This window comes from Microlunatus sp. Gsoil 973 (assembly GCF_009707365.1).
Classification (GTDB): Bacteria; Actinomycetota; Actinomycetes; order Propionibacteriales; family Propionibacteriaceae; genus Microlunatus.
Genome location: NZ_CP046122.1, coordinates 1,484,956 through 1,505,201, shown reverse-complemented (window position 1 = coordinate 1,505,201; position 20,246 = coordinate 1,484,956). Strand labels below are relative to the sequence as shown.

The 20,246-nt window shown below is 64.8% G+C and carries 25 protein-coding genes, 1 tRNA gene and 1 other annotated feature; of the genes, 15 read left to right on the top strand and 11 right to left on the bottom strand.

Going from position 1 to position 20,246, the window contains the following annotated elements:
• Window positions 1–83: 83 nt before the first annotated feature.
• Entirely contained in the window at window positions 84–782 is a 699-nt protein-coding gene (locus GJV80_RS07045) for an alpha/beta hydrolase (RefSeq protein WP_154687288.1), read from the top strand.
• A gap of 31 nt (window positions 783–813) precedes the next feature.
• On the opposite strand, the gene GJV80_RS07040 is transcribed toward GJV80_RS07045, so the two are convergent.
• The gene (locus tag GJV80_RS07040) at window positions 814–1,035 is read right to left on the bottom strand and encodes a hypothetical protein (protein WP_154687287.1); all 222 of its coding nucleotides are present in this window, start codon (window positions 1,033–1,035) and stop codon (window positions 814–816) included.
• Between GJV80_RS07040 and GJV80_RS07035 the strand changes: the two genes are divergently transcribed.
• Window positions 1,022–1,813, top strand: coding sequence for an amidohydrolase family protein (locus tag GJV80_RS07035; protein WP_154687286.1), 792 nt, complete (start codon window positions 1,022–1,024; stop codon window positions 1,811–1,813). The genes GJV80_RS07040 and GJV80_RS07035 overlap by 14 nt on opposite strands.
• 48 nt (window positions 1,814–1,861) lie before the next feature.
• Here the strand turns inward: GJV80_RS07035 and galE are convergent, their stop codons facing one another.
• Window positions 1,862–2,869, bottom strand: a complete 1,008-nt coding sequence (galE, locus tag GJV80_RS07030) for a UDP-glucose 4-epimerase GalE (protein WP_154687285.1) — start codon at window positions 2,867–2,869, stop codon at window positions 1,862–1,864.
• Between the two features lie 513 nt (window positions 2,870–3,382).
• Between galE and GJV80_RS07025 the strand changes: the two genes are divergently transcribed.
• Window positions 3,383–3,452, top strand: a tRNA-OTHER gene (locus GJV80_RS07025).
• A 93-nt stretch (window positions 3,453–3,545) separates the two neighbouring features.
• Here the strand turns inward: GJV80_RS07025 and GJV80_RS07020 are convergent.
• Both GJV80_RS07020 and GJV80_RS23160 read right to left on the bottom strand, forming a co-directional pair.
• The gene (locus GJV80_RS07020) at window positions 3,546–4,139 is read right to left on the bottom strand and encodes a DJ-1/PfpI family protein (protein ID WP_195909211.1); all 594 of its coding nucleotides are present in this window, start codon (window positions 4,137–4,139) and stop codon (window positions 3,546–3,548) included.
• Between the two features lie 103 nt (window positions 4,140–4,242).
• Complete coding sequence (locus tag GJV80_RS23160) at window positions 4,243–4,653, bottom strand: VOC family protein (RefSeq protein ID WP_195909210.1); 411 nt, start codon at window positions 4,651–4,653, stop codon at window positions 4,243–4,245.
• Between the two features lie 48 nt (window positions 4,654–4,701).
• Here GJV80_RS23160 and GJV80_RS24510 point away from each other — a divergent pair, with 48 nt between their 5' ends.
• The 5 genes from GJV80_RS24510 to GJV80_RS07000 all read left to right on the top strand — a co-directional run bounded on the left by GJV80_RS24510 (window position 4,702) and on the right by GJV80_RS07000 (window position 8,630).
• On the top strand, window positions 4,702–4,824 hold the full coding sequence (locus GJV80_RS24510) for a hypothetical protein (RefSeq protein WP_255455547.1): 123 nt from the start codon (window positions 4,702–4,704) through the stop codon (window positions 4,822–4,824).
• 166 nt (window positions 4,825–4,990) lie between these two features.
• Window positions 4,991–5,812, top strand: coding sequence for an aminoglycoside phosphotransferase family protein (locus GJV80_RS07015; protein WP_255455568.1), 822 nt, complete (start codon window positions 4,991–4,993; stop codon window positions 5,810–5,812).
• A gap of 86 nt (window positions 5,813–5,898) precedes the next feature.
• Window positions 5,899–6,387: a hypothetical protein gene (locus GJV80_RS07010; RefSeq protein ID WP_154687282.1), complete on the top strand. Its 489-nt coding sequence runs from the start codon at window positions 5,899–5,901 to the stop codon at window positions 6,385–6,387.
• Window positions 6,384–7,676: an ArsB/NhaD family transporter gene (locus GJV80_RS07005; protein WP_154687281.1), complete on the top strand. Its 1,293-nt coding sequence runs from the start codon at window positions 6,384–6,386 to the stop codon at window positions 7,674–7,676. Before GJV80_RS07010 ends, GJV80_RS07005 begins: the two co-directional genes overlap by 4 nt.
• A gap of 84 nt (window positions 7,677–7,760) precedes the next feature.
• Window positions 7,761–8,630 carry an aminoglycoside phosphotransferase gene (locus tag GJV80_RS07000; protein WP_154687280.1) on the top strand — a complete coding sequence of 290 codons (870 nt, stop codon included), beginning with the start codon at window positions 7,761–7,763 and terminating at the stop codon, window positions 8,628–8,630.
• Between the two features lie 68 nt (window positions 8,631–8,698).
• Here the strand turns inward: GJV80_RS07000 and GJV80_RS06995 are convergent, their stop codons facing one another.
• Window positions 8,699–9,232, bottom strand: a complete 534-nt coding sequence (locus tag GJV80_RS06995; protein WP_230208208.1) for an isoprenylcysteine carboxylmethyltransferase family protein — start codon at window positions 9,230–9,232, stop codon at window positions 8,699–8,701.
• Window positions 9,233–9,410: 178 nt separating this feature from the next.
• Between GJV80_RS06995 and GJV80_RS06990 the strand changes: the two genes are divergently transcribed.
• The 4 genes from GJV80_RS06990 (at window position 9,411) to GJV80_RS06975 (ending at window position 13,163) form a co-directional block, all read left to right on the top strand.
• Window positions 9,411–10,136, top strand: a complete 726-nt coding sequence (locus tag GJV80_RS06990) for a class I SAM-dependent methyltransferase (RefSeq protein ID WP_154687278.1) — start codon at window positions 9,411–9,413, stop codon at window positions 10,134–10,136.
• A 141-nt stretch (window positions 10,137–10,277) separates the two neighbouring features.
• Window positions 10,278–10,853 (top strand): dihydrofolate reductase family protein, encoded by a 576-nt coding sequence (locus tag GJV80_RS06985; RefSeq protein ID WP_230208207.1) that lies wholly within the window; start codon window positions 10,278–10,280, stop codon window positions 10,851–10,853.
• Window positions 10,854–11,089: 236 nt separating this feature from the next.
• Entirely contained in the window at window positions 11,090–12,601 is a 1,512-nt protein-coding gene (locus GJV80_RS06980) for a phospholipase C (protein ID WP_154687276.1), read from the top strand.
• A 46-nt stretch (window positions 12,602–12,647) separates the two neighbouring features.
• Window positions 12,648–13,163, top strand: a complete 516-nt coding sequence (locus GJV80_RS06975) for a GNAT family N-acetyltransferase (protein WP_154687275.1) — start codon at window positions 12,648–12,650, stop codon at window positions 13,161–13,163.
• Between the two features lie 24 nt (window positions 13,164–13,187).
• On the opposite strand, the gene GJV80_RS06970 is transcribed toward GJV80_RS06975, so the two are convergent.
• A complete protein-coding gene (locus GJV80_RS06970; protein ID WP_154687274.1) occupies window positions 13,188–14,141 on the bottom strand; it encodes a phosphotransferase family protein in 954 nt (317 codons plus the stop codon).
• Window positions 14,142–14,339: 198 nt separating this feature from the next.
• Here GJV80_RS06970 and GJV80_RS06965 point away from each other — a divergent pair, with 198 nt between their 5' ends.
• Window positions 14,340–15,386 (top strand): DNA polymerase IV, encoded by a 1,047-nt coding sequence (locus GJV80_RS06965; RefSeq protein WP_154687273.1) that lies wholly within the window; start codon window positions 14,340–14,342, stop codon window positions 15,384–15,386.
• A gap of 79 nt (window positions 15,387–15,465) precedes the next feature.
• Here the strand turns inward: GJV80_RS06965 and GJV80_RS06960 are convergent, their stop codons facing one another.
• Window positions 15,466–16,029 carry a dihydrofolate reductase family protein gene (locus tag GJV80_RS06960; protein WP_154687272.1) on the bottom strand — a complete coding sequence of 188 codons (564 nt, stop codon included), beginning with the start codon at window positions 16,027–16,029 and terminating at the stop codon, window positions 15,466–15,468.
• A gap of 201 nt (window positions 16,030–16,230) precedes the next feature.
• On the opposite strand from GJV80_RS06960, the gene GJV80_RS06955 reads away from it, so the two are divergent.
• Window positions 16,231–16,833 carry a Type 1 glutamine amidotransferase-like domain-containing protein gene (locus GJV80_RS06955; RefSeq protein ID WP_195909209.1) on the top strand — a complete coding sequence of 201 codons (603 nt, stop codon included), beginning with the start codon at window positions 16,231–16,233 and terminating at the stop codon, window positions 16,831–16,833.
• 16 nt (window positions 16,834–16,849) lie between these two features.
• On the opposite strand, the gene GJV80_RS06950 is transcribed toward GJV80_RS06955, so the two are convergent.
• The 4 genes from GJV80_RS06950 to GJV80_RS06935 form a co-directional block, all read right to left on the bottom strand.
• The gene (locus GJV80_RS06950; protein ID WP_154687270.1) at window positions 16,850–17,206 is read right to left on the bottom strand and encodes a VOC family protein; all 357 of its coding nucleotides are present in this window, start codon (window positions 17,204–17,206) and stop codon (window positions 16,850–16,852) included.
• Between the two features lie 73 nt (window positions 17,207–17,279).
• Window positions 17,280–17,492 carry a dodecin gene (locus tag GJV80_RS06945; protein ID WP_154687269.1) on the bottom strand — a complete coding sequence of 71 codons (213 nt, stop codon included), beginning with the start codon at window positions 17,490–17,492 and terminating at the stop codon, window positions 17,280–17,282.
• A 270-nt stretch (window positions 17,493–17,762) separates the two neighbouring features.
• The gene (locus GJV80_RS06940) at window positions 17,763–18,152 is read right to left on the bottom strand and encodes a class I SAM-dependent methyltransferase (RefSeq protein WP_154687268.1); all 390 of its coding nucleotides are present in this window, start codon (window positions 18,150–18,152) and stop codon (window positions 17,763–17,765) included.
• A 454-nt stretch (window positions 18,153–18,606) separates the two neighbouring features.
• Window positions 18,607–19,844 (bottom strand): IS3 family transposase gene (locus tag GJV80_RS06935; protein WP_154686805.1). Its coding sequence is split into 2 segments (ribosomal slippage): window positions 18,607–19,562 and window positions 19,562–19,844, totalling 1,239 coding nucleotides; the frame shifts between segments, so codons are not numbered across the junction.
• Window positions 19,435–19,563, bottom strand: a sequence feature (AL1L pseudoknot). Its footprint overlaps the gene before it by 129 nt.
• Before the next feature lie 117 nt (window positions 19,845–19,961).
• Between GJV80_RS06935 and GJV80_RS06930 the strand changes: the two genes are divergently transcribed.
• Window positions 19,962–20,201 carry an MmcQ/YjbR family DNA-binding protein gene (locus GJV80_RS06930; RefSeq protein WP_230208206.1) on the top strand — a complete coding sequence of 80 codons (240 nt, stop codon included), beginning with the start codon at window positions 19,962–19,964 and terminating at the stop codon, window positions 20,199–20,201.
• Window positions 20,202–20,246: the final 45 nt, after the last annotated feature.

The window sequence follows — 20,246 nt, the reverse complement described above, 5'->3', positions numbered from 1 at the left end:
TGCAAACCCGACCACAGGGCGCAGCAGATCCCCGCCTGTCAGCTGGCACGAGGTCGGCTGCTAGGAGCTGCTACGAATAGACCATGGCTGTTCGCCTCATATTGGTCCACAGTCCGTTGGTCGGTTCTGCGACGTGGGAGCTGGTTGCGGCCGACCTGTCCAGCACCGGATTCGACCCGGCCGTTGTCGATCTGACCGGAACGATCCCGGCGGGGCCGCCGTACAGCGGCAAACAGGCCGAGGTGATAGCTTGCGGTGCCGCCGATCAACCGGCCGTCCTCGTCGGTCACAGCGGAGCCGGACCGCTGCTGCCTGCGGCGGGGATGATCATCGGCAGAGTCCGCGGCTACGTCTTCGTTGATGCCGGACTGCCTACACCCGGTCGATCCTGGATGGAGACTGCGCCGCCTGATCTGGCCGGGCAGCTGAGAGGAATGGCAGACGACCGGGGCTGGTTGCCGCCGTGGCCGCAATGGTGGAGCGAGGAGGTCATGGCCGAACTGCTACCGGATCAGGCTGTCCGGCAGCGCTTTGTCGCCGATTGCCAACGGCTGCCGCTGGCGATGTTCGAGGAAGCCCAGGCGCCGGCTCCGCAGTGGCCTGATGCGCCAGTCGCCTACCTGCAACTGAGCGAGGCATACCAGGACCAGGCTGCGACGGCTCGGGAACGTGGCTGGCGGGTTCGGGAGCAGATCAGCCACCATCTGGGGATGCTGACCGAACCGGCGCGAGTGGCCGCATCGCTACGCGACTTGCTCGACCAGTTGACACGAACAATCTAGATCCAGCCGAACACGCCACCGCAGCCGTATGTCAGCTACCGGACATGGCGGGCGTCTCCGTGGCTCGGGTGATCACGCCGTTGGCCCAGGCGATACGCGGATCGATCCGCCGGACCGGCTTGTACTGCAGCGGTTTACCCCCGAGGCTTCGCCGGAAGCTGTCGCTGGTGCGGTTCTTGGACGTCCACGCAGCACGGCGAATCCGCCCGTCGACGTTCGCCGCCGGATAGGTTGGACGGGTGCGCGACATCATCGATGCCCATGCTCATCTTCAGTTGCCGGGAGAGGAATCGTGGGTCGGGCGGCCGCACGGCCACGCCGACTACCTGGCCGCGACTGCCGACCTGACCGTGAGTCGATTCGCGGTCCTGGCGATGGCGCCGCCAGGCGATCTTGACGAGACCCGGCGGCTGAACGACGCAGCCCTTTCGATCGCCGCACGTGACCCGAAGGCGTTCGCGTTGTGCTCGGTCCACCCGGACGACGGCGATGCGGCCCTCACCGAGATCGATCGGATCGCCCAAGCAGGCGCAGCGGGACTCAAACTGCACCCGAGCACCCAGCAGTTCGATGTTGCCTCCGAGGCCCTTGTGTCGGTCGCCGAACGGGCCGGTGATCATGGACTCCCGATCCTGTTCGATACGGTTGCTGCCGCCGATCCAGGACAACCGGAGAAGTTCATCGGTCTCGCAATGACCTGCCCGGGCACGAACCTGGTGCTGGCACACACCTTCGGCCCGAAGTTTGTCCAGGCCGTCATGTTCGCAGTGCTTTCGCGATACCCGAATGCCGCACGGAACGTCTACCTGGAACTGTCGGCGATAGTGTGCATGTTTGCCGACAGCCCGTTCGCCGACCAGCTCACCTGGCTGTGCCGGCGACACGGAACAGATCGCGTCCTGTGGGGAAGTGATTACCCCATCTTCACACCGGCGGAGTCGCTGGAAGCCCTTGGCACCTTCGGTTTCACCGCCGATGAACTTGATCAGATCACGTATCAGACCGCCAGATCCGTGTACCGGCTCGATTGACCCGACGTAGCCGCCGACGAGCTGTGCGCACCCGTCTCCGGGTCGGCGTCATTCGTAGCCGAGGACCATCCGGCGCTTGTCGGCCCACCTCAGCGCGGAGGAGATGCCGTCGGCGACCGAGAGTTTGCTTTGCCATCCGAGCAGTTGGTGAGCCAGGTCGACATTGGCGTAGGCACCGACAGCGTCGCCGAGGCGGGGTGGAGCCTCACGACTAGGCACCGCCTCACCGTAGACGTCTTCGAAGACAGAGATCAGTTCGCGTACCGTGATGCCTTCCCCGCGGCCGATGTTGACAATGACGCTGGGTCGTCCGGCTCGGTCCAAAACGGTGTCGAACTGCTCGACAGCAGCGACGTGTGCCTGGGCAAGGTCCCAGACGTGGACGTAGTCGCGGATCCCTGTTCCGTCCGGGGTCGGCAGATCGGTGCCGGTGATCGTGAATGCAGGGAGCCGGCCGCGGGCCGCCATGACGAGCTGGCCGAGGACATGGCTCGGTTCGCGAGCATAGATCCCGGTGGTCAGGTCCGGATCGGAGCCGATCGGGTTGAAATAGCGCAGGATGATGGCCCGCAGCGGAGTGGCTGCGACGATGTCCTGCAGGATCTGTTCCATCATCAACTTCGTCCGGGCATAGGGCGACGTCGGCGCGACCGGGTCACACTCCCTGACTTCGAAGCCCTCCGAGGGCGGCGCGTAGAGACTGGCCGAGGAGGAGAACAGCACTGCGGGTCTTCCGAGTTCGACGAGCTGGTCGAACAGAGTCAAGGACTTGGCGACGTTGTCTCGGTAGTAGGCGACCGGTTCGGCGACCGACTCGGGAACTACGATTCGGGCAGCCATGTGAATCGTGGCTGCGATTTCAGGATGTTCCTCGAAGATCCGACCGACGAGGGTGCGATCGGCGATGTCCCCCTGATAGAAGATGCGGTCGCCGACAAACACGCGTGGCCCGGTCAGCAACGAGTCCAAGATCACCGGTACGTGTCCGGCGGCTTCCAGGGCACGCGCGGTCGTGGATCCGATGTAGCCGGCGCCACCGGTGACCAGAACCTTCACCCTGCAGACCCTACTGGTAAGGCCCACTCCGGGTAACAAGGTGCCCGGCGGCAGGTATCCATCGGGAATGATTCGCATCCAGCCCGGCGCCCTGCAGCCAGGACTACAGTCCTGGTCACCATCCGGCGCAGCATGGGGGAGACTATGCGATTCACATTGAGGACCGGCGTCGCCACGGCATTTGCCACAGCGGCGCTGCTCGGAGGGGCGATCACCAGCGCCCACGCGGGGGAGATCAACGGCAACGGCCAGCCTCCGGGCGCAGGCGGCTTGGGAGCCGCCCACGCCAACTCGATTTGTGCCTACTCCGGTCTCGAGGACGGAGACGGTATGGGCTTCCCAGGTCCGGGCAACGCACCGCCACAGAACTGGGGACACAGCAAGGATGCCTTTGGCGCCACGCCGGCCGAACGCAAGGCCTCTGGTTTCCAACCTGGTGACTCGTGCAACGGTCACAGGGGGATTCCTTGTCAATCCGCCGCCCGGCGAGCCGTAAGCCGTAGCGCGGAACCCACCGGGGTAGCTCACATGGAGAGCGCCACTCAACGAAGCGGAGACGATGGTTCGCACCCATCCCCCGGTACTCAATGACGGCCGACAGGTCGCTCCAAGCCTGACCCTCTGGATGGCGCACGTCGGCGACCTCCAGGCAGAGTATTTTCCCGTACGCCAAGGACTATCGGGCGCCCGATCGCCAGACGCGATCCTGGCGTGCGTACGCCTTCGATGCCGCGGCGTGGTCAGCCGCCGGCGTTCCGAGTTCGCGTTCGATGATCCACAGACCGAGGTCGTTGCCGCAGAACAATGCACCCGCGGTCAGCCGATCGCCGTCGTCGACGACGCGTTCCTTGATCACTTCGCCGACCAGCGGACGAAAGTCGTCGAAACAGCCGGGGTTGGTTGTCGCCGGCCTGTCGGCCAGGAGGCCGGCCGACGCGAGGATCATCCCTCCACTGCACACCGAGGCCAGCCACGGCAGGTCCGGCGCGAGTTCGGTGATCCGCTCGGGTAGGTCACCGCGTTGCACCTCGCCCCAGGCACCGGCGTCGGCGCGGTTGCCCCAACCTCCACCAGGAACGATGATGCCGTCGCAGGCAGTGAGCGTGGTTTGGGGTTCGATGACGATCCCACGCATGGACCGGATCGGCGCCGTCGATTCGAGACTCGCGAGCTCGACCTGGATTCCAGGTACGGAGAGGATCTCGTACGGCCCGAACACATCGATCTCGTCGAAACCGTCGAAGACGGCTATCTGGACACGCAGCGTCATCGCGGACATCCACGCATGGCCGCCGTGTTGACTGCCTGACCGGCGGGTGACCGAAGCGCTGCTACGGCAATCAGAAATCGCGCGCCGACGATTCGGCCGGCGGTCACGATGGTTGCTCTTCGGGCGATGCCGCAGCATCCGACGTGAGCAGAACAACGTTGCCGTCCGGGTCGTCGACCATCGCGGCGTACGGGCCGACGGTCTTGGTCGGAGCCATCCGCCCGTGGTACCCGGATCCGGTGAGGTCGGCCCATTTCGAGTCGACCGCCGAGTCCTCACCGACATAGAACTCCAGCAATTGTTGGTAACCACCGGACGGCCGCGAGAAGTTCGGGTCGTACACCGAGGCGAAGCTCGTCGTGAGCAACAGACTCACCCCGCTGGGCATCCGATGCACGACCACGGGCCGTTCGGGCGGTGCCTCGGGGATGTCGAGACCGAGCGCACGATAGAACCGAATGGATGCCTCAAGATCGCAAACCTCGAGCACAACCATGCTGAGCTGCAGTTGCATTCGATCAGTATGGGCCGGAGCCATGGTGCGGTCGACAGAGTTTCAGCTGTGCCCTTCGGGGGCCTCGACGCTGCGCCGGTCTCGCCGATGCGCCTCTCGGCCGGAATCGATCTCGTCGAGATCACCGCGATCTTCCATGGTCACAGGTTCCCGCCGGAATGTCATGAGTGATCTTCGGAAAATGTCTGTTGGCTGGTAGGCAGGGGGCGTGAAACTGTGGTCGTCCATGCCCCTGACGATCTGAAGGGCGCGTCAGTTGATCAGCATCTCGGAGGTCCTCCGAAATCACGCCGTCGCCGCCGGTGCCGAACGATGGCTTGACGATCTTCCGGCGCTGGTGAACCAGCTCGAACGACAGTGGGACATCAGCGTCGGCCGCCCGTTCGACAACGCCACCGCGGCCTACGTTGCTGAGGCCACGACACGCGCAGGACAGCCGACGGTGCTGAAAGTCCTCGTACCGTTGAGCGACCGCAAGGCGAGGCACGAGATCACCGCGCTGCGTCTCGCCGACGGCCGGGGCTGCGTGAGCCTGATCCGCGCCGACGTCGAATTGAGCGCGCTCCTGCTCGAACGGCTGGGTCCGCCACTGTTCGAACTTGGCCTCCCGATCGTGAGGCGTCACGACATCCTGAGCGACACCGCGGCCAAATTGTGGCGCCCGGCACCGGGCTGCGGACTTCCGACCGGTGCCGACCGAGCTCGGCAACTGGCTGCCTTTGCCACGCTGACGTGGGAGGACCTCAATCACCCGTGCTCGGAGCAGGCGGTTGATCATGCGCTGTCCTGCGCTCGCCGGCGCGCGGCGGCGCACGACGACGAGCAGGCCGTCTTGGTGCACGGTGACGTGCATCAGCTCAACGCGCTCCAGGCGGGACACGAATTCAAGCTGGTGGACCCGGATGGACTGCTGGCAGAACCCGAGTGCGACCTCGGGACGATCATGCGGGGCGACCCTGTCGAACTCCTCCAGGGCGACCCTCGAGAGCGGTCCTGGAGGCTCGCCCAACGCACGGGCCTCAACGCCAAAGCCATCTGGGAGTGGGGAGTCATCGAGCGGGTAGTCAGCGGGCTGCACTGCACCAAGATCGATCTTCAACCGCTTGGCCGGCAGACCCTGATCGCCGCCGACGCGGTTGCGGGGCAAGAGATGCCATAGCGTGTGATCTGATGTAGTACTGTGCCGCTCGGTGTGCCGGGAAGACTGGTCGGCGAGACGATTCTTCTGCCCAGTAAGGACCGATGATGCGTGCCACCGACATCCGAGTCGCCATCCCTATGGTCGATCGCCGGCTTTCCGTCGCTGCCGCCAGTCGGGTGATTGCCGACAGTGGCAAGACCGGTGTGGTGGTCAGCGACGGCAACATCCCGATGGGCGTGATCACCGCCCTTGACGTGGTACGCCTGGCGCTGCCGGAGTACCTGCTGAATGATCCCTCATTGGCAGCGACGTTGGATGAACAAGCGATCGCTGAGATGGTCGCGCCGTTGCGTGAGAAGACGTTGGCCGAAGTGATCGCGGACCGGACGGTGCGGCTGAGGGACGTCCCGGAGGTGGATGCCGACGCCACGATGGTGGAGATCGCCGCCGTCCTGGTAGCGGCCGGCTGCGCGGTGGCTTTCGTGGCAGGAAGCGAAGAGGCCGACGAACGGTTCGTGACGCTGTCGACCGTTCTGGAAGCGGTGCTGAGCGCCGGTCCGACACAGTCCGATCCCGCTGGCGGTGCCTGGTGACGGTGCAGGTCATTGCGGCGCTGGTGGTGTTCGTCGGTGTGTACGTCTTCATCGCCACCGAGAAGCTTCCCCGGGTCATGGTGTCCAGCGCCGGGGCCGCGGCGATGGTCCTGATCGGCGCAACCGACGGTCAGCGCGCGTTCTTCTCCGAGGAGACCGGAATCGACTGGAACGTGGTCTTCCTGCTGCTCGGCATGATGATCATCGTCGGAATTCTGCGACCGACCGGGGTCTTCGAGTTCCTGGCGATCTGGGCCGCCAAGAAGGCGCGGGCGAAACCATTCACGATCATGGTCATGATGATCGTGATCACCGCGGTCCTGTCCGCCTTCTTGGACAACGTCACCACCGTTCTGCTGATCGTTCCGGTGACCATTCTGGTCTGTCAGCGGCTCGGCGTTCCGCCGATCCCGTACCTCATCGCGGAGGTCATGGCCAGCAATATCGGCGGTGCGGCAACATTGATCGGTGACCCTCCCAACATCATCATCGCCAGCCCCAGTCGCGGAAACCTTTCTTTCAACGACTTCCTGATCAACATGGCGCCCATCGTGGTCGTGCTCATCGCCGTGTTGATCGTGATGTGTCGTTTCATGTTCCGCAAAGCCTTCGTCCATGACGAGCAGAAGGCAGCTCGAGTGATGGCCCTCAACGAACGGGAAGCGTTGCGCGACCGTGGTCTGTTGATCAAATCGCTGGTGGTGGTCGTTTTGGTGCTCGCAGCATTCGTGCTCCACTCCGTCACCCACCTCGATGTGTCTGTCGTGGCGATGCTCGGCGCGGGGCTACTCATCCTGCTGACCCGTTTGGGACCGGAGAAAACCTTCGGTGACGTGGAATGGGAGACCCTCGTCTTCTTCGCCGGTCTCTTCATCATGGTTGGATCACTGGTCAACCTCGGAATCATCGAGGCCGTGGGGCGAGCCGCTACCAACGCCATCGAAGGGCACTACGCCCTCGGGGCGATTGCCCTGGTCGCCGGATCGGCGGTGCTGTCCGGCATCGTCGACAACATCCCGTACGTGACGACGATGGCGCCGCTGACACTGGACCTGGTGAAGGAAGGCGGAGACGGCGCCAAGCCGTTGTGGTGGGCCCTCGCACTCGGCGCAGACCTGGGGGGCAACGCAACAGCGATCGGCGCCAGTGCCAACGTCGTGACCATCGGCATTGCCAAACGCAACGACATCGACATCACGTTCTGGACGTTCACCAAGTACGGCATCGTCGTCACCGCCGTGACCATCGCCATCAGCATTCCGTACCTGTGGCTTCGCTATTACGCGTAATGCCTGTGTTGTCGTGGCCCGACCAGAGTTCTGCGGCGATCGGTCTGGGCGTCGGCGGCCGGTCCGTTCAGTAAGGTCCCGAGTGTGAACGAACCGCCGGCCGATCTGGATATCGCCGAATTCCTCCGGCTCGTTCAACGGTCGTGGGACGCATCCGTGGACGAGCTGACCCATCTATCCGTCGGGTTCGGCGCCCATCACTGGCGGGCCGACGTCCGCGGCAGCGCTCGGTATTTCGTCACACTGGACGGTCTGGGTGAACGCCACACAGTGGAGACCTTGCGCGCCGCCTATGCGGGTGCTGCCGCATTGGCCAGGACAGGGCTGACCTTTGTCGCAGCCCCGATCGAGCCCTTCGCTGTCCCGCTGGAGGGCGGGGCAGTCAGCGTCACCCCGTGGTTGGACGGGACTCCGGTCGCTGTGATCGATACAGGGACAACTGCGGCGATGCTTCGGCAACTACATGCGGTTGATCTGATCGCGCTCGGTGTCGAACTTCCCCCGTGGCAACCCGTTGTCGGGCCCGATCTGCCAGAGCGGCTGGCGGAGTGGGTACGGCATCGGTGGGCGCAAGGTCCGTACGGCGAAAGGAGCAGGGCAGCTGTCGTCGCCGCGCGGGACGACATCGGCCGCTGGACCGACCGATACTTCGAGCTCGCCCAGGTGGCGCGAACCCGTCCGTGGGTGGCAACTCACGGCGAACCGGGCATGCAGAACCAGATGATCACCGCATCGGGGACGGTGCTTGTCGACTGGGAGTCATTGAAGCTCGCTCCGGCCGAACGTGACTTGCGGACCATCGAATGCGGCGACCGGCTGATGCTCGAGTTGTTCGACCTGGAATGGCGTCTCGACGAGATCAACCAGTACACGGCTTGGTTCGCCGGACCGCATGGCGACACCACGGACGACCGGGTCGCCTTCGAGGACTTCATGCACGAACTGACTCGATGACCGGCATCGCGGACCTCGAGTCGCGTGTGCGTTCTGCCTAGTGCCGCTGCGGGTGAAGGCGTCGTCTCTTACCAGATGAATGGCAGCAGTCGTGCGCGGCCCTTGGCGTAGTCACGATAGGCCGAACCGCGCATTGCGACGAGTGCGCGCTCCTCACGCAGCAGCCGAACGATGAGCCCGGCCGCGATCAAGGCAGCCGAGATCACGGCCGCGGCCCAATTGCCGAGCATCAGACCACATCCCAAGAAGGCGACGATGAGCCCGCTGTATCCGGGGTGCCTGACGAACCGGTACGGGCCCCGATCGATGATCGGCTGATCAGCGGAGACCTGTACCACCGTTGTGAAGTAGCGACCCAGGGCGACGAACGCCCACCACCTCAGCAGCAGCCCCAGCCAACCGACCACAGCGCCGATGACGAAGATCGCGGCACCACCGATGTCTGCTTGCGGGAGGAATCGTAGGCAGGAGGGAAGGACCAGGATTCCGGCGAAGAAGATCGCTCGGAAAGCTGCCTCGTCGCCGAACCTCGAGCGGGAGGCACCGCCACGGGTCCGTACGGCCTGCTGGAGCTCCCCGATCGCGAAAAGTGCAACGCTCACAGCCAGTACGGCACCGGCAACGCCAGAAGCCGCGAAGAACGGTTCTGTCACGAGTAGAGCCTCCCACCATCCTGCCGGTGCCGCATTGCCGCGGCTTCCTTACGCGCGGCCCCGAGACACCACGTTGAGTAACAGAAACCCCTTGATCGACGGCCACTGGGGCAGCATGGTGCTGCTCATGGCGGACACACGCTTCGATGACTGGGTTGCCGAGCGGTACGAGTTGTTGTGGCCCGAACTGTTCGATCCGCTTGTTCTCAACCCGGCCGTAAACTTCCTGGCCGACCTGGCCGGTACCTCCCCGGTGCTCGAGTTCGGTGTCGGCACCGGCCGTTTGGCGGTGCCGCTGGCCGAACGCGGGCTCCAGGTGGCCGGCATCGAACTGTCACCGGCGATGGCCGCGCGTATCGGCGAACGTGCCGCGGGCCGCGACATCGAGGTGGTGATCGGGGACTTCGCGACTGCCCGGCTCGACGGCGAGTTCGGTCTGGTCGTTCTTGCCCGCAACACCATCACCAACCTGACGACACAGCCGGAGCAGGTGGCGGCCTTCGGTAACGCCGCCGCCCACCTCGGCGCAGGCGGCCACTTCGTCGTGGAGAACTATGTGCCACAGTTGCGCCGGCTCCCACCCGGTGAAACGACGACTGTGTTCACTGCGACCCCGGACCATCTTGGTTACGAGGTGTACGACGTCGGCGCTCAGATCGCCGTATCGCACCATTACTGGACGATCGACGGGCAACTGCGATCGTTCGCCTCACCGCATCGGTACGTGTGGCCATCCGAACTCGACCTGATGGCCGAACTCGCCGGATTGACCATGCGCAACAGGTACGCCGACTGGAACACGACGCCTTTCACCGGCGAAAGCCGCAGCCACATCTCAGTCTGGCAGAAGTGACCGCCCCGGCACTTCCGCCCGATGCCACGCATTTCTGGTCGCGCGGTGTCGAAGACAGCGGCTGCCACCCGACGCACTGTCAACATCAAGTCGAACCAGAGGAGGAATCGTGGGCGAAATTCACGTCAACATGTACTGCACGTGGATGGCGTCATCGAGGCGAACGGCGGACCGGACGAGGACGGCACCGGCCAATTCGAGTACGGCGGCTGGCAGGCGGCGTTCTGGGATGAGCAGTCGGAGCGGCAGGTCAAGGCCGACGTCAAGGAATCCGACGCGCTGCTGCTTGGTAGAAGGACCTACGACATCTTCCGCAAGGCCTGGCCCTCGGCGACCGACGAAATCGGCGAGGTGTTCAACAGCGTCCCCAAGTACGTCGTCTCCCGCGGCGAACCCGAAATGTCCTGGATCGGCACCACCCATCTGCGCGACGTCGGCGAGGTGTCCGCCGTACGGGAGAAGCATCGCGCTGTGCACACCTGGGGGAGTTCGGTGCTGATCCAGGAGCTGCTCCGGCTGCGACTGGTCGACCGGTTCAACCTGTGGTTCTATCCAGTCCTGCTCGGACAGGGACAGAAGCTCTTCGGTGATGGCACCACCCCGACAAATCTGCGCCTGCTGGAGCCTCCGCAGTCGTTCCCAGCCGGCGCGGTCCTGGCCCGATACGCCGTGGCTGAGGGCGTGCCGGCGCGGGGAAGCATGACGGCGGGCGGGTAGGCGTAGATCCAGCGCCCGGCTCGCCCAACGCGCCACGGGAATCCGACAGAGGTGAACCCCGGAGTCTTCCAATTGCAGGTCCACCAGAATACGGTTATTGAATTCGACGCGCCGGCCAATCCATCGCGGCGTCACGACCGATTCCCCGACCCGTCGCCGAAATCAACGAGACCGACAATCGGGGGACGGCGTACACAAATCCGAACCCCCTGCGGTCAGTCGAAAAGGGGGACCTCATGGGCGGCAGACGCATCGGCAAGGCAGTATTGGCGGCGGCAGGAATTGCTGCTCTGGCATTGGCGGGGATCAGCGCGCCGGCATCGGCCTTCGACGAATCCAAGACGACCACGCCCATCAAGAACGTGGTGATCATCTTCCAGGAGAACGTCTCGTTCGATCACTACTTCGCGACGTATCCCGTCGCGGCCAATCCTGATGGCGAGCCCGCCTTCATCGCCGCCGGCGACACGCCGACGGTGAACGGGCTCGACACCAGCCTGTTGGATCCCAACAACCCCAATTCGGTGCAGCCGTTCCGGTTGGGTCGCGACCAGGCGGAAACCTGCGACCAGGACCACAACTACCAGCGCGAGCAGATGGCGTTCGACTCCGGGCTGATGGACAAGTTCGTCGAGTCTGTTGGCCGGGCGCCCCAGGACTGCCCCAGCTACAACAAGGGCAAGGGGCTCGTCATGGGTTACTACGACGGCAACACGGTAACCGCGATGTGGAACTACGCCCAGCGGTTCGCGATGAGTGACAACTTCTACGGCTCGACGTTCGGACCGTCGACCCCGGGCGCCATCAACCTGGTCACGGGCCAGACCCACGGCTTCACCATGACGAGTCCAGTGGTGACGCCGAATGCGACCATGGTCGGCGACCCGCAACCTACCGGAGACATCTGCGACACCCGGGACACGAGCGCATCCAATGATCCGGCCAACCGCAATATCGGAGATCTGCTCAACGCGAAGGGTGTCAGTTGGGGATGGTTCGAGGGCGGGTTTGCCGACTGTACTGTGACCCACACCAACGTCGGCGGGATCACCAGCAAGGACTACATCCCCCACCACGAGCCGTTCCAGTACTACACCAGCACCGCCAATCTCGCCCACACGCCTCCGGCGAGCACGAGGGAGATCGGGCACGACGGGCAGGCCAATCACCAGTACGACCTGACGGACTTCTGGGCCGCGGTCGACGCTCGTTCGATGCCTGCGGTGAGCTTCCTGAAAGCACCCGCCTATCAGGACGGGCACGCCGGTTATTCCACCCCGCTCGATGAGCAGCACTTCGTGGTCGAGACGATCAACCGGCTGCAGAGCACGAAGTACTGGAAGCACATGGCGGTGATCATCGCCTACGACGACAGCGACGGCTGGTACGACCACCAGATGGGACCGATCGTCAACCAGTCGATGGATCCGAAGGAGGACGGCTTGACCGCCGACAACTCGTGCGGCCACACGCCGGCCAGAGTCTCGGGAGGCTACCAGGATCGCTGTGGGTACGGCCCTCGGCTGCCACTGCTTGTTGTCTCGCCGTATGCGAAGTCCAACTTCGTTGATCACAGCGTCACGGATCAGACTTCGATACTGCGGTTCATCGAAGACAACTGCGGCGCGGGCCGCATCGGGAACGCATCCTTCGACGAAAAGGCGGGCTCGCTGAACAACCTCTTCAACTTCGACCATCGCACCGGGCACCGCCTCTATCTTGATCCGGAGACCGGGCTTCGTCGATAGCATCGACCGCAGCATCGCGTACACCTCACGCCGATCGGAAGTGATCTTGCCGCCGCCACGAGTCGAGTTCGTCCGGCTGACTGAGGTGCCGTTGTCGGCCGTACTGACGCTGCTCAACGAGCCACGGAATGCACGGCATATGCCCTTGGCAGCAACGGCCACTGAGACGTCGGCCGCAAAGTGGGTGCAGGAGAAGGACGGGCAGTGGGAACTTCACGGCTACGGCCCTTGGGGCATCCTGGTGGACGGCGAGTTCGCCGGCTGGGGCGGCTTCCAGCACGAGGCGAACGGTGCCGACTTCGCCCTCGTGCTTCTGCCGGAGCATTGGGGCCGTGGCGCCGACATCACGCGGGCAGCGCTGCGCACGGGTTTCGAGGAGCTCGGTCTTGATGAGGTGATCATCGCCTTGCCGTTCACCAGAAGCCCGACCCGCGCCGTCGCTCGATTCGGGTTTGTTCCCGACGGCGAGGTGATCTACGGCGGGTCGTCCTTTAGGCAGTATCGGTTGACCCGTGACGCGTGGGCCACAATGAGCGCCGACGAGCCGGCAGATCCGCGCTAGCTGCTCCGCTCGGATCTTCAGTGGTCAGGCTTCGGCAGGGCCGCGATCGAGAACCTCCGCCAAGCGGTCCGCAGTCGCGGTCAGGGCGTCCTGGTTTCCGGTCCAGATGTTCCAGCCGAGATGGGTGAAGCCGATCTGGAGCTCATAGCAGTGTTGGCGAGCGGCGGCGTCGACGGTGGCGCCCGGGTCGGCTCGAACAGAGTGCTCCTTGAGCAACCGGAGCTTGGGGAGAGCGGCGGCGATTCCTGGGTGGAACGGTGCCCAGAAGTGGCACCAGGCCGCATCGAACAGGAAGTCGCCGCGTACGGAACACTTCCAGGACAGCACGGCTTCGACACGCCGGCTGTCTTCGCTGATCAGCACGTTGCCGTGGAGCAGATCGCCGTGGATCAGGTCGCGGCGTTCGGGGCACGCGTCGACGAGGGTGTGGATGCGTTCGGTGACGGCTGCGGAGAGGGCGGCCAACCTTCGATCGGCTGCCAGCGCCGAACTCCATCCGTGCGCCGGTGTGCCGGGCTGGTCGACCAGGCCGGCCAGGACGAACTCCCGCCAGCTGCCGATGGGCTCGCCTGCGGGGTGCCACATCACCGGGGCATCGTCGGGCGCCGGCGTGCGGAAGAGTGCGACGAGCAGCCGCGTCAGTGTGTCGGCGGTGGCATCGGCGTTCTCCACCGGAGCGTCTTCGAGGAAGCTGCCGTGCCGGCGTGTGGAGATGGCGTAGGCGAGTCCCGGCGGTGTGGTGCCGATCTCCTTGACCTCCGGCACCGGCAGGTCGGGTTGGGTGAATTCCATCGCCATCTGGTCGGCCTCGTACCAGGTCCTTTCCTGACCGAAGCGGATGACCAGCTCGTCCCCGTCCGCCCGGTAGGCCCACGCCGAGGACCAGAATCCGCCCGTCAGCGGCTCCAGGTCACTGGGGTTCTCGTGTCGGTCGGCCAGGAATGCCGCGACGTCGTCATAGCTGAGCTCTGTGCGCACCCAGCAAGTATCGGCGCCCGGGTCGTCACCGCGGCATCCGGTAGGCCGGCTTCTGCCGAGCGGTACTGCAACTTAACGACTCCGTTGTGGTCGATCGGGTCCGATGACGGCTGGGGATAGAGCTACCTCCCACCGTCCAGTCCCGGGAAGGTCAAGTGCCGATGAGCTGTTGTCTGAGGTCCTCGGCACGCTTGGGGCATGAGCCTCCTGCACGCCGATGCGGACTGCTTCTTCGCGTCGGTCGAACTGCGGCACCGGCCCGACTTGGTGGGGCGCCCGGTCGCTGTGGCAACCCACATCGTCATGTCGGCCACCTACCCGGCGCGGGGTCGCGGAGTGCACGGCGCGATGCCACTGCGGCAGGCTCTGAGACTGTGTCCGGAGCTGGTGGTGCTCCCACCTCGGGCGGACTACCAGTCGGCGGGTGAGGCGTTGATGGCACTTTTCTGGCGGTACGCCGCCCAGGTCGAACCGGGTTCGATGGAAGAGGCCTTCATCGACGTCGGTGACACCGACCCCGTTGCGTCAGCGACGGCCATCCGCCGCGCTGCCCGGGATGAACTCGGCCTACCCGTCACGGTGGGTGTGGCACGGACCAAGCTGCTGGCCAAGCTCGCCTCGCGCCGGGCGAAACCCGACGGTCTGTTGGTGATCACCGAGGCGGAGGAGGTTCATCTCCGGGCAGGATTGACCATCGACGAGCTGTGGGGTGTCGGTCCGACGACCGCATCGCGGCTCGCCGATGCGGGCGTCACCCGAGTCTCGGAACTGGCCGACTTCGACGAGGCTCGGCTACGGACAGTCGTCGGGACGACGATGGCGCGCCGATTGCTGTCCATCCGGGACGCGACCGACGACGCGACGGTTCGCCAAATCGGCCCGCGGCGTACCGTATCGGCGTCCCGAACCGCTATGCGGCCGTCGAATCGCTGGCCGGACATCCAGGCGCACGCCGACGGCGTGATCGACCTCGCGGTGCAGCGCCTCGCCGCAGCCCACGATGGACAGGCTCTCACCCATCACATCAACCTGCAGATCACCTACGCCGACCGTAATCATTGGAGCATCGATCTCGGCCTGCCGGCGGCAACCCGTGATCCGGACGAGCTGCGGCGCCGCTGCCGAGAGTTGATCATGGCCAGTGGTGTTCGGACGGCTGGCCGGCCGGTCTTGCTGATCATGGTGTCGTTCCGTCTGACCAACATCGCGGGCAGTCGGCTGCAAAACGCGCTCCCGCTGTTCTGACCAGCAGACTCGACCAGTGACCTCACCTGGCCCGGATGGGAAAGTCACCATCCGGCGCCGGTACCCCGAGCCCGTCCGGTCACTTGATGACCCGATAGGTCAGGTGGGTCACGCCCTGGTTCACGGCAACCGAAGTGCACTGGAGTTCCACCGCTGCGGGCAGCTCCCGGAAGAACGGGATTCCGCCGCCAAGCAGCACCGGTACCTGACTGATCAGGATCTCGTCCACCAGACCAAGCTTCAGTGCCTCGGTTGTCGTCGAGCCCGCGGCGAGCTTGACGTCCTTGCCGGATCGGGAGGCAACGACGGTAGCTTGCTCGATCGCCGATCCCAGTCCGTCGGTCACGATGGTCTGACCGGGGGCGGCGTCGGGGATCGGGTCGCGGCTGACGACGAACAGCGACGCCCCGGGTTTCATGCTGCCACCGCCCCAGCGGTCGGCATGTTCGTAGGTGTTGCGGCCCGACACCACGGCACCGGTCCGGATGGCGTCGTACTCGGCCACCGCCCGGTTCGGTGCGTCACTGTCGGAGAGCCAGTCGAATATGCGGAACCCGTCGCCGAGACCGAGGCCGGCCCGGGCACCGCGGCCGGAGACGTACCCGTCGACAGATGCGGACAGGTGACTGAAGACCACCGTCATGATGAAACCCTTCTGGAAGGTCGCTTTCTTGATCGCGGCAGGGAGGCCACCTCCCGGTCGCCGCGACGCGGGATCGTCCCGCTATTGTCACCACGTCGAACAGCGCATGAGGATTTCGACAGCTCCAAACACGCAGATTGCGTGGGGACCACGCCGGGAATCGAAGGGTCGACGATGCGCCTCTACCTGTCATCACAACGCGTGGGCAATGCGCCAGAGGAGTTGATCAAGCTCTTCACCGCTGGCAATCGCATCGCTGTGATCGCCAACGGCGCATATCTGGATGACCCCGCCAAGCATCGCGAACGGGTGGAGAGTGAACTGGCAGAGTTGCGGGAGATCGGGTTGGAACCGGCCGAGCTCGATCTGCAGGACTACTTCGGTCAGCAGTCCCGGCTCCGATCCGACCTGGAAGGTTTCGACGGCCTCTGGGTGTTGGGCGGCAACGTTCTGGTGTTGCGCACCGCGTTCCGTGAAAGCGGCGCGGATGAGATCATTCGCGACCGGCTCTCCGAGGACTCACTCGTCTACGCCGGTTACAGCGCCGGAGGATGCCTGCTCGGACCCGAATACCCGCTCCTGGATGAGCTCTTCGTCCAGTTGCCGGGCTATCCCGATGAGTTGCTCACCTCGGGTCTGGGCATCGTGCCGTTCACGATCTCCCCGCACTACGGCACCCGGGCCGGTTCAGCCGGCGCGACGAGGGTCACCGATTACTACATCGAGCATCACATCCCGTTCATCGCCTTGCGCGACGGCCAGGCAATCGTGATCAACGGCAACACCATGCGCGTTGTGGATTAGCCCGCGGAGCGCCTGGTCAGTCCACGCACAGGCAGAAGGGATGACCGGCCGGATCCAGGAAGACGCGGAATGTCGTCCCTGGCTGGTGCGGATGTTTGACCGCACCGAGATTGATCACGGCCCGTTCGGCGTCGTCCAGATCGTCGACGGAGACGTCGATATGCATCTGTTGGGGCGCGGTCTGTGAAGGCCAGTCGGGTGGAACGAATCCGTCGACCTTCTGGAATCCGATCGAATCCCCGTAGTCGGCCCGGATCTCAGCCCAATCGCCGTCAGTCTTGACGGGCCAGTCCAAGATCGCTCCGTAGAACGTCGCGAGTGCGGTCGGATCGGGGCAGTCGATGACGACCTGAGGAAAGCGTGCGATTGCCATGGCACGGAATCTAGACCGGGTTCCGGACGGTTGCCGTCCGGATCTGCGGGCAAGATCGGGCGTACCGGCCCTTCTACCCATCCTCCAGCCGGAAGCCGACCTTGAGCCCGACCTGGAAGTAGCTGACTGCGCCTTCCTCCAGGTAGCCACGGATCTCGGTCACCTCGAACCAGTCGAGATTCCGGACGGTTTGCGCCGCCCGGGAGAGTCCGGTCTTGATGGCCGCGTCGATGCTGTCCGGTGAGGTTCCGACGATCTCTGTCACGCGGTACACATGGTCTGCCATGGCTGCCTCCAAACTCGATGGGACGCGATGATTCATTCTGGTCCTGCAGCACCCACTCTGGCCACAGCCCGGGCGCCACTGATCAGCAGAACCGGCGATCGGCTCATCCGACAGGACGGCCTGCGGTGATCACCGTCATGCGACGACGCCCGGCGGTGTGGTCCTCGGCGCCGACGCCGGCAAGGCCAAGCCGTCGGAGTTCGGCCAGGACAAGCTGGGCCTGGTCCGGCGTAATGCCGTGGCCGGGCGACCTGAGTGCACGCTCCGCGATCAGCAGTCGACCTCCGGGGCAAGCTTGGCGGCGATGGTTGCAAGCCCCTTGCTGCGGTCGTCCCAGTGATGCATCGAGGCGATTGAGTAGATCACCGTGAACGAACCGTCGTCGAACGGCAGGTCCTCCGCACCGGAGACGCGAACGTCGGCACCGGGAGTACGGCTGCGGACCATCGTCACGAACGTCGGCGAGGGGTCAACCGCGGCGATCCGATTCGCACCGATCCGCCGCGCGACCAAGTCGACTCCGCCCCCGGCGCCGCAGCCGACCTCCAGTACATGATCATCAGCCCTCAGCCCACACAGCTCAACCACGGCGCGTGCGGTCGACGGATTGCGGTTGAATGTCGCGTACGCCCAGGAGGCGAGTCTTCCGAAACCGGCCATCAACTCAGGATAGGGGTTTGGTCAGACCGGAGCCGGGCAGCGAACCCGTGCAACCACCTGCTGGTGTCACCGGACGAACGCTCAAAGTTGATCAAGGGGGCGACGATGGAACCGCCCAGAGGTAACCAGTGGTGATGCGCCGCCTCAGCTGCCACGCTCGGTCGATGGACTTCGAGTACGTGATGGCCCAGGAACGTCTTGATCTGGAATTGGAGGCGGCCGCGATCTCCAGGGAGCCTGGCCGGAATTTATCTTCCATGATCGATCACGTCGCAGTACATGCACCGTATCCACCAGTACGTCGCCGCGCACGACATCCGCGTCCTCGATGGCGGTCGCGTCGCTGCAGGCGGTTGGGGAGTGCCCTTCGCGTACCGTGGGGAGGTCGCGGACTAACTGTGATGTCCAGGGAGGTTGACCCGCCCCGGAGTTTCCGGAGACCGGATTTTGTGGTTCAGCCGGTTTGGCTGAGCCGGGCTTGGTGGGTGTAGTGGAACTGTTCGGCTTGGACCGGGGTGAAGTCATCGATCGACTCGTGGGTGCGTTCGGTGTTGAACCAGTGCACCCAGTCCAGGGTCTGGATCTCGACATGATCACGGCCCCGCCAAGGCCCGCCCGGCCAGATCAGTTCGCTCTTGTAGAGGCCGATCTGGGACTCGGCCAGGGCGTTATCGTAGGCGTCCCCGACGGTGCCGACGGAGGCATCGACGCCGGCATCGACCAGCCGCTGGGTGAAGGCGATCGAGGTGTACTGACTGCCGGCATCGGTGTGGTGCACCAGCCCGGACAGGTCGGTGATCCCGTCCTTGCGGCGGATCCAGATCGCCATCTCCAGGGTGTCCAGCACCAGGTCGGTGGTCATCGAGGTGGCCGCCCGCCAGCCGAGGATCCGGCGGGAGAACACATCGAAGACGAACGCCACATAGACCATTCCTTCCCAGGTCGGGACGTAGGTGAAGTCGGCACACCACAGCTGGTTGGGCCGACTGGCCACGAAGGCCCGGTCGACCAGGTCGGTCGGCCGCTCGGCCTTCTGGTCTGGGACCGTGGTCCGCGGCGCCTTGGCCCGGGTGATGCCGCTGATGCCGAGCTGGCGGAACAGCCGCTCCACCGTGCAGCGGGCGACATCGTGACCCTTGCCGCGTAGCCGCAGCCACATCTTGCGGGCACCGAGCAGCCGGGCGAACTTGCCGTTCCGCTCGGCCTGGATCAAGTTGATCAACTCCTGATCTCGTAGGTTTCTCTTACTGGGTTGACGATTGCGAGCGTCGTAATAGGTGGACGGGGCGATCGGGCAGCCGTGCTCGGTCAGCACGGCACAGATCGGCTCGACCCCGAACCGGTCCCTGTACTCGGCGATGAAATCGACTAGGACCGGTGTGGGCGGTCGAGCTCCGCCGCGAAGAAAGCCGACGCGGCCTTCAAGATCTCATTCGCCCGGCGCAGCTCGGCGTTCTCCTTCTTCAACGCCTTGAGCTGGGCCGACTCCTCGCTAGTCACCCCGGGCCGCTGACCGGCATCGATCTCGGCCCGACGGACCCACTTGCGCAGGGTCTCGGCCGAACCAATACCAAGCTTGGCCGCGATCGACTTGATCGCCTCAAACTCTGACGGGTAGTCGCCCTTGGTATCAGCGACCATCCGGACCGCGCGCTCCCGCAGCTCCTTGGGGTATGACGAGGGACGTGACATAAGGCTTCATCCTTCCAACGAATGAAGTCTCCAGACATCCCGGGGCGGGTCAATGAGTGTCGCGACCCGACCCGGTCGTCGGTTTGGACGTTCGACATCCGCCGAAGGGGATTCTGCATGCTGGTGCACACCGAGGACTCGACCGGCACGTCCGCCAGCGTGATCGTGCTGCGCGCCGAGCCAATTGAGCGCGAGGCATTACTGTCCATTGGGTACCCGTTCTTCGCGCCGCTGGGTGGCCCGGATCGCCTCGGGGTCGTGCTTACCGACGAAACTGACTGGGTGGAGGTTCGTGAGCTCCTGACCGAGAGTTATCGAGCGCTCGCGCCGAAGAAGCTCACCGCGCAGCTCGGCTAGGTACCGCTCGACAGCCCGCCCGGTCACGGATCCCCGAGCGGCACC